The sequence below is a fragment of the Streptomyces sp. NPDC048254 genome, from assembly GCF_043201895.1.
GTDB lineage: Bacteria > Actinomycetota > Actinomycetes > Streptomycetales > Streptomycetaceae > Streptomyces.
The window spans coordinates 461,929-479,348 of record NZ_JBICZJ010000003.1 but is presented as its reverse complement, the minus strand read 5'-3'; the positions used below and the strand labels follow the sequence as shown (position 1 = coordinate 479,348).

Sequence of the window (17,420 nt, the reverse complement as noted above, 5' to 3'; positions counted from 1 at the left end):
TTGTACTGCAACCCCTGGGGCGGGACCGCGTCGATCCCCGGCTCCGTCACGCCGATAACATCCCGGCCATGGAGCCCCACCTCTCCCACCAGGTCACCGACGCCGTGGCCACGGTGGTCATCCACAACCCGGTCAAACGCAACGCGATGACCGCGGCGATGTGGCGAGCCCTGCCGCCCCTCCTGGACGAGCTGTCGGCCGACCCGGGCGTCCGGGCCCTCGTGCTGACCGGCGAGGGCGGAACCTTCTGCGCCGGTGCCGACATCTCCACCCTCCAGGGCTCCCCCGCCGAGGCACAGGCCCTCGCCTGCGCCGCCGAGGAGGCGCTCGCCGCGTTCCCCAAGCCGACCCTCGCCGCGGTCCGGGGCCACTGCGTCGGCGGCGGCTCGCAGCTCGCCGCCGCCTGCGACCTCCGGTTCGCCGCGGAGGGCGCCCTCTTCGGCGTGACCCCGGCCAAGCTCGGGATCGTCTACCCGGCCTCCTCCACCCGCCGCCTGGTCTCCCTGGTCGGCCCCGCCGCCACCAAGTACCTCCTGTACTCCGGCGAGTTGATCGGCACCGAGCGGGCGCTGCGCACCGGCCTGGTCGACGAGGTGCTGCCCGAGGGCGAACTGGACGGGCGGGTCGCCGGGTTCACCCGGATCCTGGTCGCGCGCTCCCAGCTCACGCAGGCGGCGGCGAAGGAGTTCGCGAACGGCCTCACCGACCGCGACGGCCACTGGACGGAGCAGGCGCGCGGCAGCGGCGACACCGCCGAGGGCGTCGCCGCGTTCCTGGAGCGCCGTCAGCCGCGGTTCAGCTGGGCTGTCCCCGACCGAGGATGAAACGGCTCCTCGAGCGGAGCTGTTCGACGACCTCGGCGGGCGCCTTCTGCGGGGAACCCGCGTCGTAGGGCGGCTGCGGGTCGTACTCGATCCCGAGCTGTACGGCCTGGGCGACGGCGTCTCCGGCGATCCGGCCGAGCAGGGCGAGCCCCATGTCGATGCCGGCGGAGACGCCGGCCGCGGTGACGTACTTGCCGTCGGTGACCACCCGCTCCCCCGTCGGCTCGGCGCCGAACGTCCGCAGCTCGTCGAGAGCCAGCCAGTGCGAGGTCGCGCGGCGCCGGTCGAGGAGACCGGCGGCGGCGAGCAGCAGGGAACCGGTGCACACGGACGTGGTCCAGGCGCTGGTGGCGTCGGCGGCGCGGATCCAGTCGAGGAGCGCCCGGTTCGCCATCTGCGGGGTCTGGCCGGGGCCGCCCGGGACGACCAGGACATCGGGGTGGGGCACCTCGGCGCAGGTCTTCTCGGCGATCAGGGCGAGGTTCCCGCTGTCGGTGCGGACGGGACCGGCTCGCTCGGCCACGAAGACGACCTCGGCGTCCGGGAGCCGGCCCAGGGTCTCGTACGGTCCCACCGCGTCGAGGGCGGTGAAACGGTCGTAGAGGACGATCGCGATCTGCATGGCTCTCCTATCCGGGTCGACCGACGGGTGCCGGCCGGAATCTGCGCCGATATTCGGCGGGTGTCGTGCCGAGCGCCTTGAGGAAGGCACGGCGCATCGCTTCGGGCGTGCCGTAGCCGCTGGCCCGGGAGACCTCCTCGACGCCGTCGCCGGTGTCCTCCAGGAGCCGGCGGGCGTGTTCCAGCCGTACCCGGTCGACGTACCGGCCGGGCGTCATGCCGGTCTCGGCCTGGAAGGCGCGGGCGAAGTGCCGGGGCGAGAGGGCCGCGCGGGCGGCCAGCGCCTCGACACCGAGCTCGCCGTCCGGGTGCTCGCTGATCCACCGCTGGACCTCCCGCAGCGGTTCACGCCGTGCGGTCTGGGCGGCGAGCTGCACGCTGAACTGGGCCTGGTTGCCGGGCCTGCGCAGGAACACCACCAGGTGCCGGGCGACCGTGAGCGCCACGTCCCGTCCCAGGTCCTCCTCTACGAGGGCGAGCGCCAGGTCGATGCCGGAGGTGACGCCGGCCGAGGTGGCGACCCGGCCGTCCCGGACGTAAATGGGGTCGGGGTCGACGTCGACGGCCGGATGGTCGTGGGCCAGCTTGTCGCAGTACGCCCAGTGGGTGGTGACCCGGTGGCCGTCGAGGAGTCCTGCCGCGGCGAGCAGGATGGCGCCGGTGCAGACGGAGACGAGCCGTCCGGTGCGCGGCCCGTACTCGTGCAGCCAGTCGACCAGGGCCGGGTCGTGGCGCCGGGTCCCCTGTCCGCCGGGCACGAGGAGCGTGTGCGGCTCGGACGCCTCGGCCAGGGCCGTGTCCGGTACGACGGTCAGCCCGCTGGAGGTGCACACGGGCGCGCCGTCCAGGGAGGCCGTACGGATGCGGTAGCTGCCCGGGACCTGGGCCTCGGCGCCCGTGAAGACCTCCACGGGGCCGGTGACGTCGAGGCTCTGGACACCGTCGAAGAGGACGACGAGAAGGGTTCGCTGCGCCATGTCATCGATTGTTCGCGGGCGCGACGATGGCCGCAATGACGAGCTTCCCACCTTTTCTGCCATGGCGGACCGAACACTTCGACGTCGGGTCGGGCATGACACTGGAGTCCGTACCGACCAGTCGGTAACGTGCTCGCCATGACCACTGCCGTCCTGGAGCCGCGCGCCGGCCGCCGCTGCCACACCCTGCTCAACTCCCTGCACGCGACCCACTTCTTCAGCCCCGAGCTGGCGGAGGAACTGGCCGCGCTCGGGGTCACCCACCCGCGGGCCGTCAACTTCGCGGTGCGGGCCGCCGCGTTGGGGCCGGTCGGGCCCGGCACGGTGACGGCCACGTTCTACAACTACAAGTACGAACTGGTGGCCCGGCATGTCCCGGCCGTCTGGGAGACCGCGTCGCCCGGCGACGTCCTCGCCGCACGCGCGCGTGCCGTCGACGCCTCCCTGCGGCGGCTGCTCGGCGCGGACGCGGTGACCTCCGACGGGATGGCCGAGGCCGCGCGGCTCGCGCTGCGCGCCACCGAGGCCTGCTCCCGCCCCGGCCGCCCGCTGTACGCGGCGCACGCGGACCTGCCGGTGCCCGAGGAGCCCCACCTCGCCTACTGGCACGCGACCACGCTGCTGCGCGAGCACCGCGGCGACGGGCACCTCGCGGTACTCACCGCGGCCGGTCTCGACGGGCTGGAGGCGGTGGTGACCCACACCGCCACCGGCAAGGGCATGACCCCGAAGTGGGTGCTCGCCACACGTGGCTGGACCCAGGCCGACTGGGACGCGGCGGCGGCGCGGCTGCGGGAGCGCGGACTGCTCGACGCGGCAGGCGAGCTGACCGAGGCGGGCGCGGCTCTGCGGGCGGAGATCGAGACGGAGACGGACCGGCTGGACCGGGCGCCGTACGAGCACCTGGGAGCCGACGGGGTGTCCCGTCTGACCGAGCTGGCGAAGGGGTTCGCGGGGGCGGCACTCGCCGCGGGCGCCTTCCCGGCGGATCTGGTCGGCAAGGGGTGAGCTGAGCGCCGTTACGGCGGATTCAGGAGACAGGTGGGGCACGGGGAGTACGACTTCGTGTCGCGGAAGGGTGCCCTGGGGCCCGGTTGTCGGTGTCACCTGCCACAATTGCCGCGCAACCTCAGTGGAGAAGGCGGTACGGGATCGTGACGACACCCGGGTCCCTGGTTCCAGGGTCCATCGAAGGCAGGATCGCCGAGGAGCTCGGCGTACGGGAGCGGCAGGTCAAGGCTGCCGTGGAGCTGCTCGACGGCGGTTCGACGGTGCCCTTCATCGCCCGCTACCGCAAGGAAGCGACCGAGATGCTCGACGACGCGCAGCTGCGCACGCTCGAGGAGCGGCTGCGCTATCTGCGGGAGCTCGAGGAGCGCCGGACGGCGATCCTGGAGTCGGTGCGCGAGCAGGGCAAGCTCACCGAGGAGCTGGAGGCGCAGATCCGGAGCGCCGAGACCAAGGCGCGGCTGGAGGACATCTACCTGCCGTACAAGCCGAAGCGGCGGACCAAGGCGCAGATCGCGCGGGAGGCCGGCCTGGAGCCGCTGGCCGAGGGGCTGCTCGGCGACCCGACGGTGGATCCGCTCGCCGCGGCCGCCGCGTTCGTGGACGCCGACAAGGGCGTCGCCGATCCGCAGGCGGCCCTGGAGGGTGCCCGCGCGATCCTCACCGAACGGTTCTCGGAGGACGCCGACCTCATCGGTGAGCTGCGCGAGCGCATGTGGGTGCGCGGCCGGCTCGCCGCGAAGGTACGGGACGGCAAGGAGGAGGCGGGCGCCAAGTTCGCCGACTACTTCGACTTCGCCGAGCCGTTCACCGCGCTGCCCTCGCACCGCATCCTGGCGATGCTGCGCGGCGAGAAGGAGGAGGTCCTCGACCTCGTCCTGGAGCCGGAGGAGCCGACCGAGGGGCCGTCGTCGTACGAAGGCATCGTGGCCCACAGGTTCGGGATCACCGACCGGGGGCGGCCGGCCGACAAGTGGCTGTCCGACACGGTCCGCTGGGCCTGGCGCACCCGCCTCCTCGTCCACCTCGGCATCGATCTGCGGCTGCGGCTGCGTACGGCGGCCGAGGACGAGGCGGTCGACGTCTTCGCGGCGAACCTGCGCGACCTGCTGCTCGCCGCCCCGGCCGGCACCCGGGCGACGCTTGGCCTGGACCCCGGTTTCCGGACCGGCGTGAAGGTCGCCGTCGTCGACGCCACGGGCAAGGTGGTCGCCACCGACGTCATCTACCCGCACGTCCCGGCCAACAGGTGGGACGAGGCGATCGCCAAGCTGGCCCGGCTCGCCAAGGAGCACGCGGTCGACCTGATCGCGATCGGCAACGGCACGGCGTCCCGCGAGACCGACAAGCTCGCCGGTGAACTCATCACCAAGCACCCGGAGTTGAAGCTCACCAAGGTGATGGTGTCCGAGGCGGGCGCGTCCGTGTACTCGGCGTCCGCGTTCGCCTCCCAGGAGCTGCCGGACATGGACGTGTCGCTGCGCGGCGCCGTCTCCATCGCCCGCCGGCTCCAGGACCCGCTCGCCGAGCTGGTGAAGATCGACCCGAAGTCGATCGGTGTCGGCCAGTACCAGCACGACCTGTCCGAGGTGAAGCTGTCGCGCTCGCTGGACGCGGTGGTCGAGGACTGCGTGAACGGCGTGGGCGTCGACGTGAACACGGCGTCGGCCCCGCTCCTGTCCCGGGTCTCCGGCATCACCTCCGGGCTCGCCGAGAACATCGTGGCCCACCGGGACACCAACGGCCCGTTCACCTCCCGCGGCCAGCTGAAGAACGTGGCGCGGCTCGGCCCGAAGGCGTACGAGCAGTGCGCGGGCTTCCTGCGCATCCGAGGCGGCGACGACCCGCTGGACGCGTCGAGCGTCCACCCCGAGGCGTACCCCGTCGTACGGCGCATGGTGAAGGAGTCGCACCAGGAGGTGGCGGCGCTCATCGGCAACACGGGTGTGCTGCGCTCGCTGCGGCCGGGCGACTTCGTGGACGAGAAGTTCGGTCTGCCGACCGTCACCGACATCCTCAAGGAGCTGGAGAAGCCGGGGCGCGACCCCCGTCCGGCCTTCAAGACGGCCACGTTCAAGGAGGGCGTCGAGAAGATCTCCGACCTGTCCTCCGGAATGGTGCTGGAGGGGGTCGTCACGAACGTGGCGGCGTTCGGGGCGTTCATCGACGTCGGCGTCCACCAGGACGGTCTGGCGCATGTCTCCGCGCTGTCGAAGACCTTCGTCAAGGACCCGCGGGAGGTCGTGAAACCGGGTGACATCGTCAAGGTGAAGGTCCTCGACGTGGACATCCCGCGCAAGCGGATCTCGCTGACGCTGCGGCTGGACGACGAGGCGGCGCCGCAGGGCGGCGGCGGCCGGCAGGGCGAGGGCGGCGAACGCCGCCAGCGCGGCGGGCGTCCGCCGCAGCAGCGGCAGCAGGGCGGCGGCGGGCGTGGCGGCCAGGGCCAGGGCGGCGGTGCGCGGCAGGCGCCGGCGCCGGCCAACAGCGCGATGGCTGACGCGTTGCGCCGGGCGGGGTTGCTGGACGGCGGGAAGAAGGGGAAGCGCTGACCGTACCTTCCGGGGGTCGTGAGGAACTGCGGGTCCGTTGTAGCTGGTCGCGCAGTTCCTCACGCCCCTGAAGGGGCGCGTCAGACGTAGCCGCGCCGCTGCACGAAGCCGAGGGCCAGGGCGCCCAGTGGGACGTTGAGCCAGAACGTGAGCAGCCGGTAGACCAGGACCGCCGAGGTGGCCGGGCCGGCCGGCACTCCGAGCGCGGTCAGGCCCGCGATGAGGCCCGCTTCGAGCGCGCCGAGCCCGCCGGGGACCGGGGCCGCGTTGGCGAGCAGGCGGGCCGCCATGTAGGCGGCGCCGAGCTGGACGAAGGGCAGGTCGCCGCCGAGCGCGTGGAGGCTGAGGGCGAGTCCGACGACCTGGACGAGCGGCAGGCCGAGCATGCCGACGACGCCGAGGGCGAGTTTCGCGGGATCGGCGGCGATCCCGGTCAGCGTCGATCCGGCCGCGCGCAGGAACGGCCACACCTTCTCGCGCAGGAAGCGGCGGCCCGGCGGGGTGAGGCCGAGCAGCCCTCCGGCGGCCAGCACCACGGCGATCACGGGCAGGGTGTACGACCCGGCGGGCAGCTCCAGGTGCACCCCGCCGTGGCGCTGTCCGGCGGCGGCGAAGAACACGGTGGCGACCACGATGTTGGAGACCGCGCCGGCCAGACTCTGCAGCCCGACGGAGGCCGTCGCCGCGCCGGTCTCGATCCCCGTCTTCTGCAGGAAGCGCAGATTCAGCGCCATGCCGCCGACGTTGCCGGGGGTGATCCGGTTCAGGAAGGAGCTGGCGAACTGCACCTGGTACGTGGCCCGGAACGGCAGCCGCCCGGGGATGGTGCCGAGTTGCAGACAGGTCGAGAAGGCCTGGGAGACGAAGGTGACGGGGACGACCGCGAGCAGCCACCACCAGTTCGCGTCGCGCAGCGCGTGGACCGCGGCCGGGGCGTTGGCGAGCTGCGGCAGCACGAGATGGAGTACCAGGAACGCGCCGGCCAGGCCCAGGACGCTCTGCCAGGTGAACCGGGCGAGCCGGGCCGGCTTGGCGGCCGGGGCGTCGCACGCCGTGCGTACCTCGGCGGCGAGGTCGTGCATCAGGTTCGGCCGTCCGCCGGGGCGCAGGGTGCGGCGCCGGACGCCCGCCGCGGCTTCCCGGGCGCGGGCCTGGTCGTAGTGGGCCACCTCGCGGCGCGCGGGACCGATCAGGGCGAGCGGTTGCAGATACGGCAGCGCGCTCGCCAGCCGTTGCGGGCCGAGGCCGGCCAGGGCGCACGCCGTGGCGCGGACCGGTCCGACGCGGACGGCGGTGGTGGCGAGCAGTTCCGCGATGTCGCTGCCCAGTGTCTCGGGCGACACGTTCAGCTGCGCCCGGGCGAACGCGGTGAGCCGGGGTCTGCCGTCCGCTTCGACGAGGATGTGTTCGGGGCGCAACGCCCGGTGCGCCAGCCGGTGTTCCTGGATGCGGGCCACCGCCGCCCATACCTCGCCGAGCTGCGTGTCGGTCAGTTCCTCGGCGGGGAGCGCGGACAGCGGGCGGGCGTCCTGCCCGACGGTCACCACGACCGCCCCGCCGCCGGTCACCGGGTAGGCGATGACCGGTTCGGCGACCCGGGCGCCGGTGCGGGCGGCGAAGACCAGCATGAGCAGTTCGTGTTCGGCGGCACCGAGCGGTGTCTGCTGGCCGGGGTCGGCCGGGTGCCGCAGCAGGGTGCGCCGGGCGAGCCGGTGGAACAGGTCGCGGCCCCGGTCCTCGGCGGCGAGGGCGCGTACGGTCAGCCGCGCGCCCTCGGTGGTCTCCGCGCCGTAGAGGAGTCCCTCACCGGGGAGTTGACGGTCCGCCGGGAGTTCGTGGAGGGCGGCGAGCGGGATCCCGCAGGCGACGAGGGCGTCGGCGACGGCCTTGGCCGGCGGGCGGTCGGCCGGTCCGCCGGCGAGGAGCAGGACGGCCGATCCCGCGGTGCCGCCGACGACGAGCGCCCCGAACGCGTCCAGCGGGACGAGCGAGGCGGCCAGCACACCGAGCGCGGCGCACCCGACGGTCAGGGCCCACAGCGCCCGCCGCCACGGCCGTGTCAGCCAGGGGCCCGCGGCGACGACCGCCGAGGCGCAGGCCGCCAGGTAGACGCCCGACGGCCAGCCCGCGTGCACCAGCCCACCGCGCCCGACGAGCACCGCCGGCCATGACTCGGGTCTGCTCTCGGCCAGCGCGACACGGGTGAGCGCCCAGCCGACGGCCGCGCCCAGGGCCGCGGCGGGCAGCACCCTGGACACCGCGTCGAACCGCCGCCGTACGACGAGGACGACCAGGGCGGCCAGTGGCGCGAGCATGGCGATCGCCTGAAGCGTGCCGACCAGTCCGTCGCGCAGGTCCGGCGGCAGCGCGGTGGCCGCGGCGAGCAGGCCCTGCTGCGCCCGGCGGGCGAAGTCGCGGGTGGCGACCGCCAGCAGCACCGTCGCCGCGAGGGCGGCCAGCGAGACCAGCAGCCGCAGCAGGTCGGCGGCGCAGCGCACGTCGTGCGGCGGCCGGGCCTCGACGACGGGGGCCGCCGCGCCGTCCCCGGCCCCGCCCACGATGTCCGAGGACAGCAGTACGCCGTGCCGGTCGGTCATGTTCCGCCGCCGGCGGGGACGCGAGGACGGCCCATGCGCGGACTCCTTCGGGCACAGGTCCGGCTCGCCCGGACGCCCGCCCATGGTTCCATGCGACAACGGTCCGCGCCTCGGTCAGATGACTGTACGCAGACACAGTTGTCCGACGGTTCAGGTCCCCGCGGGCGGCTCGGTGGTGCCGTTCATCCGGGCGCGGTTCTCCGCGAGCAGTTCCTGGACGCGCCGTTCGACCTCCTCGGCGTCGACGCCGAGGGCGCGGCCCATGTGGATGGACCACACCTCCGAACGGACGTTGGTCTCGAAGTCCAGGTCGGCCCGGACGTTCTCACGGGCGGCCTGGCGGTTCTGGCTCACCATCACGAAGGTGGAGAGGAAGATCGCCTCCAGACTGACGATCATGGTGAGCAGTCCGAAGGGGAACGGGTCCCAGATCGCGTCGTCGCCGAACACGCCCTCGTTGAAGACGATCCAGACCGCGAACCACAGCGCGTGCAGATAGACGAACGTCATGGTTCCGGCGAAGGCGGTGATGCCGTCCGCGATCCGGTCCTGGGTCCCGCGCATCCGCGCGACGACGTCCTGTTCGTGCACGATGCGGACTGACGGCCGTTTCGGCGCTGCGCTCATGGGCTCTCCCCTGCCTGGTGATCCGCGTCGGATCGCAGCGTACGGGGAGGGGGCCGGGGGCGCGGTGGCGGGTGCCGCGTCGGTTGTCCGGCGGCTGCGGGGGGTGGGGCTGGTCGCGCCCACGCGGCGGAGCCGCATATCGACACAGCCCCGCGCCCCTTACAGGGCGCTTTCCGTCACCTTGCCCGCCTCGACCTCCAGGCGGCGGGTCACGTGGACCGCGTCCAGCATGCGGCGGTCGTGGGTGACCAGGAGGAGGGTGCCCTCGTAGGTGTCGAGGGCGGACTCCAGTTGTTCGATCGCGGGCAGGTCCAGGTGGTTCGTCGGCTCGTCCAGGACGAGGAGGTTGACGCCCCGGCCCTGGAGCAGCGCCAGCGCCGCACGTGTCCGCTCCCCCGGTGACAACGACGCCGCGGAGCGCAGGACATGGTCCTGCTTGAGGCCGAACTTGGCCAGCAGGGTGCGGACTTCGACCGGCTCGGTGTCCGGGACGGCCGCGCAGAAGGCGTCCAGCAGGGCCTCGGTGCCGTGGAAGAGCTTGCGCGCCTGGTCGACCTCGCCGACGACGACTCCGGAGCCGAGCGCGGCGTGCCCCGCGTCCAGCGGCACCCGGCCCAGCAGGGCGGCCAGGAGCGTCGACTTGCCCGCCCCGTTCGCGCCGGTCACCGCGACCCGGTCGGCCCAGTCGATCCCCAGGGAGACCGGCCCGAAGGTGAAGTCACCACGCCGTACCTCCGCGTCCCGCAGGGTGGCCACCACGGCGCCGGAGCGCGGGGCCGCCGCGATCTCCATGCGCAGCTCCCACTCCTTGCGCGGCTCCTCGACGACGTCCAGGCGTTCGATCATGCGCTGGGTCTGGCGGGCCTTGGCGGCCTGCTTCTCGCTGGCCTCGCTGCGGAACTTGCGGCCGATCTTGTCGTTGTCGTTGGACGCCTTGCGCCGGGCGTTCTTGACTCCCTTGTCCATCCAGGAGCGCTGCATCTGGGCCCGGTCCTGGAGGGCGGCCCTCTTGTCGGCGTACTCCTCGTAGCCCTCACGGGCGTGCCGGCGGGCCACCTCGCGTTCCTCCAGGTAGGCGTCGTAGCCGCCGCCGAAGAGGTTGATCCGGCCCTGGGCGAGGTCGAGTTCGAGGACCTTGGTGACCGTGCGGGTGAGGAACTCGCGGTCGTGGCTGACGACGACCGTGCCGGCGCGCAGGCCGGTCACGAAGCGTTCGAGCCGTTCCAGACCGTCCAGGTCGAGGTCGTTGGTCGGCTCGTCGAGCAGGAAGACGTCGTAGCGGGAGAGGAGCAGGGAGGCGAGGCCCGCGCGGGCCGCCTGGCCGCCGGACAGGGAGGTCATCGGCTGGTCGAGGTCGACGGCCAGGCCGAGGGAGTCGGCGACCTCCTCGGCCCGTTCCTCCAGGTCCGCGCCGCCGAGGCCGAGCCAGCGCTCCAGGGCGGTGGCGTACGCGTCGTCGGCGCCGGGCGCCCCGTCGACCAGGGCCTGGGTGGCCTCGTCCATCACGCGCTGTGCCTCGGCGACGCCGGTGCGGCGGGCGAGGAAGGCGCGCACGGTCTCGCCCGGCCGGCGCTCCGGCTCCTGGGGCAGGTGGCCGACGGCCGCGGTCGGCGGGGAGAGCCGCAGCTCGCCCTGGTCGGGGGCGGTGAGTCCGGCGAGCAGCCGGAGCAGCGTGGACTTGCCCGCGCCGTTGGCACCGACCAGACCGATCACGTCCCCGGGCGCGACGACGAGGTCGAGCCCGGAGAAGAGGGAGCGGTCGCCGTGCCCGGCGGCGAGGTTCTTGGCGACGAGGGTGGCAGTCATCAGAACGCCGATCCTAATGCGCCGGTGAGCACACCCTCAGCCGCGTTCCGTCCCCCGGTCAGCGCGCGACGGCCTGCACCAGGACGCTCCCGGAGGTCCGGGCCACGAGGTAGGACCCGCCCTTGGCCGCCTTGCCGTCGAGGGGGACGCGGTGGCTGCCCGGTTCCAGGACGCCGTCGAAGAGATCCTGGGAGTGGAGGCGGGAGAGCCGGTCCAGGCGGTACGCCGTGAGCCGGACCCGGCAGGGTGAGGTGACCTCGACGCCCGCCGCGCCGTCGGCGGCGACCAGGTGGGTCAGGCGGCGCTGTGGGAGCGGGCTGCGGTCGAGGGCGTGTTCGATCTGGGCGACGAGGAGGGGGACGATCGGGGCGAGCCCGTCGACGTAGGCGACCTCCACTCCGGCCCGGTCGAACGCCTTGCGTACGGCGGCCCGCTCGGTCTCGCCGGCCGTGGGGCCGAAGGCCACGGCGCCGTAGCCGCGGAGTTCCTCGGCGGGGACGCCATCGGCGTCGCGGGTGATGTCGGCGCCGATGCCGATGGTGCGCAGGGCGGCGGCCAGCTTGGCGAGGAGGGCGACGCGGGCGCCGATCAGCAGGACACGGCGGCCCGGCGGAGGGCCGGAGTCTTCGAGGAGGGCGCCGAGAGCCTCGCGGTAGTCGGGGCCGGCGAAGCGGAACGGGCCGATGCCGTGGTAGCCGTTGAGCTCCAGGTCGGCGTGTTCGTCGGTCTGCCAGGCGAAGTCCCGCCACACGTAGTCGTCGCCGTCCCTCTCGATGACCGCGGTGACCGCGCCGCAGGCCAGGTCCTCGCACTCGGGGCAGCCGTAGATGACGTACCGGTCGTCGGGCAGCGGTGCGCCGGACTCCAGTAACAGGCTGCGGACCTGGGCGGTGAAGATCGCGGGCGGGATGTCGGAGGCGAGCGGGGAGACGGCGTCCAGGTCGGAGAGCTGGAACAGCAGCGGGGACCCGTCGACGACGAAGTCCACGAAGTCCCGGTGGACCTGGTAGCCGCCGTCGGCGCGGACACCGCCGGCGCGCATCGCCGGGGCCAGGCCGAAGGTCGCGTATGCGGCAGACATGCTGTGAGTATCCCCAGAGCGGGACGATCTGAGCGCGGCATGACATATTCCGCTACCGTCCGGGCATGGACCGTGAGCTGGGTGACGAAGTGATCGTGGTCGGTGGCGGGGTCGTCGGGCTGACCACCGCGGTGGTGCTGGCCGAGGGCGGGCGCCGGGTGCGGGTCTGGGCGCGGCAGAGCGGCGAGCGTACGACCTCGGCGGTCGCGGGGGCGCTGTGGTGGCCCTACCGTATCGAGCCGGAGTACCTGGTCGGGGAATGGGCGCTCGAATCCCTGGATGTGTACATGGAGTTGGCGGCGCGGCTGGAGGAGACGGGCGTACGCCTGGTCGAGGGCGTATACAGCGGGCTGCGGCTGGACGCGCTGGGTCCGTGGGCGGCGCGGGTGCCGGGGCTGGCCGACACGGCCGAAGGGCTCTCGGCGCGGCTGCCGTTGATCGACATGCCGGTCCATCTGGCCTGGCTGCGGGAGCGCTTGGGCAAGGCGGGCGGGACGGTCGAGGAGCGGGAGGTGTACGGGCTGGGCGAGGTACCTGCGGCGGCCGTGGTCAACTGCACGGGGCTCGGAGCTCGTTCGCTGGTCCCCGATCCGGCCGTGCGGCCGGTGCGCGGGCAGCTGGTCCTGGTGGAGAACCCGGGGATCACCACCTGGTACGGAGCCGCCGAGGAGCCCGCAGGTGGACCTGAGGGCGGGTCCGAGGGGAGTGTCTCCACCTACTTCTTCCCGCAGCCCGGCGGGTTGCTGCTCGGGGGTACCGCGCAGGAGGACGTCTGGTCCCTGGAGCCGGATCCGGACGTCGCGGCCGGGATCGTGGCGCGGTGTGCGGCGGTGCGGCCGGAGATCGCCGGGGCGCGGGTGCTGGGGCACCGGGTGGGGCTGCGGCCGTACCGGGACGCGGTCCGGCTGGAACGTGAACTCCTGCCGGACGGACGGGTGCTGGTGCACAACTACGGGCACGGCGGAGCCGGGGTCACGGTGGCCTGGGGGTGTGCCCGTCAGGCGGCCGGGCTGGTGGAGCCGGGCCCGGCCGCCTGAGGGATCAGCTCAGCGGGACGCGCAGCGCCGTGTGCGGTGCGCGTACGCCGGTCAGGCCGCCCGCGTCGGGAGCGGTCCAGCGCGCGGAGGTCGCGCGGGCGAACGCGGCCGCTCCGCCGACGAGCGGGACCTTGGCCGAGGTACGGGACAGGTCCACCGTGAGCGTCGGGGTGCTGGACGGCGGATCGATGAGGTCCTTGTCCGTGCCCGCGACGATCAGCGCCAGGCGGTGCCCCTTGGGCACGACATGGTCGGTGGCCGCAAGGTCGAGGGTGATCGTGTACTTCTTGCCCGGGGTGAGCGCGACGCCCTTGCCGGGGTCGGCGTAGGTGCCGAGGTCGGCCCAGCCGCGGCTGAAGACCGTGTAGTCGACGGCCTTGGTCTTGGCCGCGGTCTTCAGGAAGCAGGCGCTGTCCCCCGCCGTGCTCTCGCCCCAGCAGCTGCGGTCGGTGAGGGTGGTGATGCCCTCTGCGGCGTCGGCGTAGTCACGGATGGTGTCCGGGCCGAGGTCGACCAGGACGGCGGTCAGGTGGGCCGTCGAGGTGGTCGGGGTGGCCGTGACCGTGACCTTGGAGGAGCCGGACAGCCGCAGGTCGTGCGTGAGCGGCGCGGTGAGGAAGCCGGCCTTGTCCGGGGTCGGGGTGGCGATCTGGGCGGCCCAGTCGGTCTCGCTCTGCTTCGGGTCGTCGGTGAACGTCTCGGTGCCGGACTTCCGGCTCAGGCCGAGGGTGCCCACACCCGCCTGGGTGCCGGTGGCGGGGCGCAGGGTGGTGGCCGCGGTGCCGCGCGGCGGCCAGACGTCGGAGGTCACCCACTGGTCGGGGTGGCGTTCGACGTCGGCCATCGGCTCGCGGTCGATGCCGTTGTCGTAGCCGAGGAGTTCGTGGTCGAACCAGCGGTGCAGGGTGTCCACCCAGGCGCCGCGCCGGTAGTCGAAGGGGTCGACGTGCCCGGTCCCGGAGAGCCAGATCTTGCGCTCGACACCGTTCTTGGCGAGCGCGTCCCACCACTGACCGAAGTGCTTGGTGCGGACGTTGAGGTCCTGCATGCCGTGCACGAGGAACACGCTGGCGCGCACCTTGGAGGCGTCCTTGACGTAGTCCCGCTCGGTCCACAGACCGGTCCAGTCGCCGGTGCGCGGCGCTCCGTCGACGAGTTTCTGCTGTAGGGCACCGCACTTGGCGTAGGCCGCGTCGCTCTCCACCGCGCCGGCCAGCCAGTCGGGTCCGGAGTCGTAGAGCGGAGCGCCCTGGGCGAAGTAGTAGTCGTACCAGGAGGAGATGGCGCTGATCGGGACGATCGTCTTGAGGCCCTTCACGCCGGTGGCGGCGACGCCGTTGGCGATGGTGCCGTCCCAGCTCTTACCGATCATGCCGGTCTTCCCGTTGGTCCAGCTCGCCTTGACCGCGGTGGTTCCGGTGCGGCTGCTGTACGCCTTGGCGCGGCCGTTCAGCCAGTCGACGACGGCTTTCGCGGACTGGATGTCCGAGCGGCCGCCGACGTCGACACAGCCGTCGGAACGGTTGGTACCGGCCAGGTCGACGCCGACGACGGCGTAGCCGCGGGGCACGAAGAAGTTGTCGTAGAACAGCGGCATCTGGACGACGTTCCCGGCGGCGTCGTAGGTCTTGAGCTGGCTCTCGTTGCCGCGTCCGCAGCAGGAGTAGTACGGGCTGGCGTCCATGATGACCGGCACCTTGCGGCCCTGCGCGGCGGGTTCGGCGGGCCGGACGATGTCGGCGGCGACGCGGTCGGTCTTCCCGTCGCCGTCGGAGTCGAGGCCGGTGTCCACCCAGACGGCCTCGCGGATGGCGTCGGCGTAGGAGTAGACCGGCCGGCTCTCGCGCGGGGCCGCTCCGGCCGCCTGGGCCGCGACCGGACTGAGGAAGGCGGCCGTCAGGGCTGCGACGGCCGCGAGGACGAACGGTCTCCAGATCGTGAAGCGCGTGCGTTTCGGCATGCGGCGGACGCTACCCCGGGCAACTCCTGTACAGAAGAGGGCGCCTGAGGGACCGCCAGAACTGATTGCGGCCGAATGGCGATCGTGTGACAGCAGGGGCCGTGGACAGGCCAGGGGTCACAGGGACTCAATAGGCTCCGAACAGTTCCGTGCTCCATCGACTTGGCGTTCCCGTCCCGGTGTGGCGGGCGCGCCTCGGCCCCCTACCGACCTGGAGTTCTCTTGCACCGCAGCATCCTCGCGCCGGGCGCTCTCGCGGCGGCCTCCCTCCTGCTGGCGATCCCGGCATCGGCCGCGAGCTACAGCCCTGGCGCACCGGGCATCGGCGACCCCTACTACCCGTACTACGGCAACGGCGGTTACGACGTCTCCCACTACGATCTGCGTCTGCAGTACCAGCCGACCACCGACGAACTGGCCGGTACGGCGACGATCCTGGCGCGGACCACGCAGGACCTGTCCAGCTTCGACCTGGACTTCCTCCTCGACGTGAGCGAGGTGCGGGTCAACGGGGCGAAGGCGGACTTCACCACGTCCGGTCAGCACGAGCTGGTCGTCACCCCGAAGTCGCCGCTGGCGAAGGGCACGCAGGTCACCGTCGTCGTCCGGTACAGCGGGGTGCCGTCGACGAAGAGCGCGTACGGTTTCAGCACCTGGCACCGCACGCCCGACGGAGCGGTCGCGGCGGACGAGCCCGAGGCCGCCTGGTGGTGGTACCCCAGCAACGACCACCCGCTGGACAAGGCGACCTACGACGTCTCGGTCGCCGTCCCCGACGGCACCCAGGTCATCTCCAACGGCCTGCTCCAGTCGACGAGTTCACAGCGCGGCTGGACCCGCTACAACTGGCGGCAGAACAAGCCGCAGGCGACCTATCTGACCACGCTGGCCGTCGGGAAGTTCGACATCACGACGAGCACCTCCGAGGGCGGGGTGCCGGTCGTCAACGCCTACAGCAAGGACCTCGGCGACAACGACGGGGCGGCGCGGGCGAGCGTGGAGCGCACCGGGGAGCTCGTCGACTGGCTCTCCGGCTACTTCGGGCCGTACCCCTTCAGCTCGGCCGGTGGGTATGTGCCGAACACCACCACCGGGTACGCGCTGGAGACGCAGACCCGGGTCTACTACAGCCAGAAGCAGTTCGCGAACGGCTCCAACACCTCCGTGGTGGTGCACGAGCTGGCGCACCAGTGGTACGGCGACGACGTCTCCCTCAAGGGCTGGAAGGACATCTGGCTCAACGAGGGCTTCGCCCGCTACGCGCAGTGGCTGTGGTCCGAGCACGAGGGCGAGGGCACGACGCAGGAACTCGCCGACTACGTGTACGCGTCGCATCCGGCCGACGACGCGTTCTGGACGGTCAAGCCGGGGGATCCCGGCCCGGACGACCAGTTCGACATCGCCGTCTACGACCGCGGGGCGCTGGCCGTGCAGGCGCTGCGCAACGCGGTCGGTGACGATGCCTTCTTCGCGATCCTGAAGGGGTGGCCGAAGGAGCACGCGTACGGGAACGCGTCCGTGGCCGACTTCGAGGGGTACGCGGAGAAGGTGTCGGGGAAGTCGCTGTCGGGGTTGTTCGATGCGTGGCTGTTCCAGCCGACGAAGCCGGCGGCGCCTGCGTTCAGGGCCGCGGTGGCTCCGGTCCAGCCGAAGTCGTGGAAGCGGATCGAGGCTACGAACGACGTGCACTGAGTATGTGCCGGGTGCGGTGAGTGGGGGGGCTGCGGGCCGGTCGTGGCTGGTCGCGCAGTTCCCCGCGCCCCTGACGGGGCGCCTGCTCGCGGCGTCTCCAGAAAGCTAGAGGGACGCTTCCTCACCGTAGTCGTACACGGTGACCGGGATTTTTCGGGCCACCAGCCGCTCCTTTATCAGTGGCTCGACACGGGACCACTTGCCTCCCGCCAGGCCGCAGCCTATGCGGGGCATGTGGACGGACGCGCCGAGTTGGATTACCTCGTCAGCCAGTCTGCCCAGCGCCGTGTCTATCGCCTCGTACCGGACCGGTGCGCCCTTGCTGCCCGTCTTCGTCCCCCGCTGGCCGATCATGTTGGCCACCCAGACGTACCGCTCGACGCGCACCAGCTGCACCGCACCCAGACCGAAGTCATTGGCGGCCCGGTCGCGGTGCCAGGCCCGGTACGCCTTCTCCGGCTCCGGCCAGCGGCGCGAGAGCGCCAGGACGAAGCCCTTTCCCCAACCCCCCAGGTCGTTGCAGACGTGGGCGATCACCTTGACGCCCTTGCCCGACGGCGCGGTGGCGTCACCCCGGATGTAAGTGATCTCCGACATGACGCCACCGTAGGCGATGCCACTGACAATGGCGCCGACCT

General features: G+C 72.6%; 13 protein-coding genes. 5 read left to right on the top strand and 8 right to left on the bottom strand.

Translation table 11 applies throughout. The features are described from left to right. Positions 1–68 precede the first annotated feature (68 nt). Complete coding sequence (locus ACGFZQ_RS11835) at positions 69–824, top strand: enoyl-CoA hydratase/isomerase family protein (RefSeq protein ID WP_393840209.1); 756 nt, start codon at positions 69–71, stop codon at positions 822–824. Here the strand turns inward: ACGFZQ_RS11835 and ACGFZQ_RS11830 are convergent. Together ACGFZQ_RS11830 and ACGFZQ_RS11825 are read right to left on the bottom strand one after the other, a co-directional pair. After that, complete coding sequence (locus ACGFZQ_RS11830; protein ID WP_393840208.1) at positions 796–1,446, bottom strand: DJ-1/PfpI family protein; 651 nt, start codon at positions 1,444–1,446, stop codon at positions 796–798. The genes ACGFZQ_RS11835 and ACGFZQ_RS11830 overlap by 29 nt on opposite strands. Before the next feature lie 7 nt (positions 1,447–1,453). Continuing rightward, positions 1,454–2,422 carry a GlxA family transcriptional regulator gene (locus ACGFZQ_RS11825; protein WP_393840207.1) on the bottom strand — a complete coding sequence of 323 codons (969 nt, stop codon included), beginning with the start codon at positions 2,420–2,422 and terminating at the stop codon, positions 1,454–1,456. 138 nt (positions 2,423–2,560) lie between these two features. On the opposite strand from ACGFZQ_RS11825, the gene ACGFZQ_RS11820 reads away from it, so the two are divergent. Together ACGFZQ_RS11820 and ACGFZQ_RS11815 are read left to right on the top strand one after the other, a co-directional pair. Continuing rightward, positions 2,561–3,430, top strand: coding sequence for a hypothetical protein (locus tag ACGFZQ_RS11820; protein WP_393840206.1), 870 nt, complete (start codon positions 2,561–2,563; stop codon positions 3,428–3,430). Positions 3,431–3,576: 146 nt separating this feature from the next. After that, complete coding sequence (locus ACGFZQ_RS11815; protein ID WP_393840205.1) at positions 3,577–5,982, top strand: Tex family protein; 2,406 nt, start codon at positions 3,577–3,579, stop codon at positions 5,980–5,982. A gap of 80 nt (positions 5,983–6,062) precedes the next feature. On the opposite strand, the gene ACGFZQ_RS11810 is transcribed toward ACGFZQ_RS11815, so the two are convergent. The 4 genes from ACGFZQ_RS11810 to ACGFZQ_RS11795 form a co-directional block, all read right to left on the bottom strand. Further along, entirely contained in the window at positions 6,063–8,663 is a 2,601-nt protein-coding gene (locus ACGFZQ_RS11810; RefSeq protein ID WP_393840204.1) for a flippase-like domain-containing protein, read from the bottom strand. Between the two features lie 66 nt (positions 8,664–8,729). Continuing rightward, a complete protein-coding gene (locus ACGFZQ_RS11805) occupies positions 8,730–9,206 on the bottom strand; it encodes a DUF1003 domain-containing protein (RefSeq protein WP_393840203.1) in 477 nt (158 codons plus the stop codon). Between the two features lie 159 nt (positions 9,207–9,365). Next, positions 9,366–11,012 carry an ABC-F family ATP-binding cassette domain-containing protein gene (locus ACGFZQ_RS11800; RefSeq protein WP_393840202.1) on the bottom strand — a complete coding sequence of 549 codons (1,647 nt, stop codon included), beginning with the start codon at positions 11,010–11,012 and terminating at the stop codon, positions 9,366–9,368. A 58-nt stretch (positions 11,013–11,070) separates the two neighbouring features. Then, positions 11,071–12,093: an oxidoreductase gene (locus tag ACGFZQ_RS11795; RefSeq protein ID WP_393840201.1), complete on the bottom strand. Its 1,023-nt coding sequence runs from the start codon at positions 12,091–12,093 to the stop codon at positions 11,071–11,073. A gap of 65 nt (positions 12,094–12,158) precedes the next feature. Between ACGFZQ_RS11795 and ACGFZQ_RS11790 the strand changes: the two genes are divergently transcribed. Further along, positions 12,159–13,130 carry an FAD-dependent oxidoreductase gene (locus ACGFZQ_RS11790; RefSeq protein ID WP_393840200.1) on the top strand — a complete coding sequence of 324 codons (972 nt, stop codon included), beginning with the start codon at positions 12,159–12,161 and terminating at the stop codon, positions 13,128–13,130. Positions 13,131–13,134: 4 nt separating this feature from the next. Here ACGFZQ_RS11790 and ACGFZQ_RS11785 read toward each other — a convergent pair whose 3' ends face one another. Then, the gene (locus ACGFZQ_RS11785) at positions 13,135–15,090 is read right to left on the bottom strand and encodes a Xaa-Pro dipeptidyl-peptidase (protein WP_393840199.1); all 1,956 of its coding nucleotides are present in this window, start codon (positions 15,088–15,090) and stop codon (positions 13,135–13,137) included. Positions 15,091–15,312: 222 nt separating this feature from the next. Here ACGFZQ_RS11785 and ACGFZQ_RS11780 point away from each other — a divergent pair, with 222 nt between their 5' ends. Next, a complete protein-coding gene (locus ACGFZQ_RS11780) occupies positions 15,313–16,782 on the top strand; it encodes a M1 family metallopeptidase (RefSeq protein ID WP_393840198.1) in 1,470 nt (489 codons plus the stop codon). Positions 16,783–16,887: 105 nt separating this feature from the next. Here ACGFZQ_RS11780 and ACGFZQ_RS11775 read toward each other — a convergent pair whose 3' ends face one another. Continuing rightward, entirely contained in the window at positions 16,888–17,379 is a 492-nt protein-coding gene (locus ACGFZQ_RS11775; protein ID WP_393840197.1) for a macro domain-containing protein, read from the bottom strand. Between the last annotated feature and the right edge of the window lie 41 nt (positions 17,380–17,420).

Bases quoted from the DNA above. Each gene is read 5' to 3' on its own strand.
- ACGFZQ_RS11835 (WP_393840209.1), top strand. From the start codon at position 69: ATGGAGCCCCACCTCTCCCACCAGGTCACCGACGCCGTGGCCACGGTG.
- ACGFZQ_RS11830 (WP_393840208.1), bottom strand. From the start codon at position 1,446: ATGCAGATCGCGATCGTCCTCTACGACCGTTTCACCGCCCTCGACGCG.
- ACGFZQ_RS11825 (WP_393840207.1), bottom strand. From the start codon at position 2,422: ATGGCGCAGCGAACCCTTCTCGTCGTCCTCTTCGACGGTGTCCAGAGC.
- ACGFZQ_RS11820 (WP_393840206.1), top strand. From the start codon at position 2,561: ATGACCACTGCCGTCCTGGAGCCGCGCGCCGGCCGCCGCTGCCACACC.
- ACGFZQ_RS11810 (WP_393840204.1), bottom strand. From the start codon at position 8,663: ATGGGCGGGCGTCCGGGCGAGCCGGACCTGTGCCCGAAGGAGTCCGCG.
- ACGFZQ_RS11805 (WP_393840203.1), bottom strand. From the start codon at position 9,206: ATGAGCGCAGCGCCGAAACGGCCGTCAGTCCGCATCGTGCACGAACAG.
- ACGFZQ_RS11800 (WP_393840202.1), bottom strand. From the start codon at position 11,012: ATGACTGCCACCCTCGTCGCCAAGAACCTCGCCGCCGGGCACGGCGAC.
- ACGFZQ_RS11795 (WP_393840201.1), bottom strand. From the start codon at position 12,093: ATGTCTGCCGCATACGCGACCTTCGGCCTGGCCCCGGCGATGCGCGCC.
- ACGFZQ_RS11790 (WP_393840200.1), top strand. From the start codon at position 12,159: ATGGACCGTGAGCTGGGTGACGAAGTGATCGTGGTCGGTGGCGGGGTC.
- ACGFZQ_RS11785 (WP_393840199.1), bottom strand. From the start codon at position 15,090: ATGCCGAAACGCACGCGCTTCACGATCTGGAGACCGTTCGTCCTCGCG.
- ACGFZQ_RS11775 (WP_393840197.1), bottom strand. From the start codon at position 17,379: ATGTCGGAGATCACTTACATCCGGGGTGACGCCACCGCGCCGTCGGGC.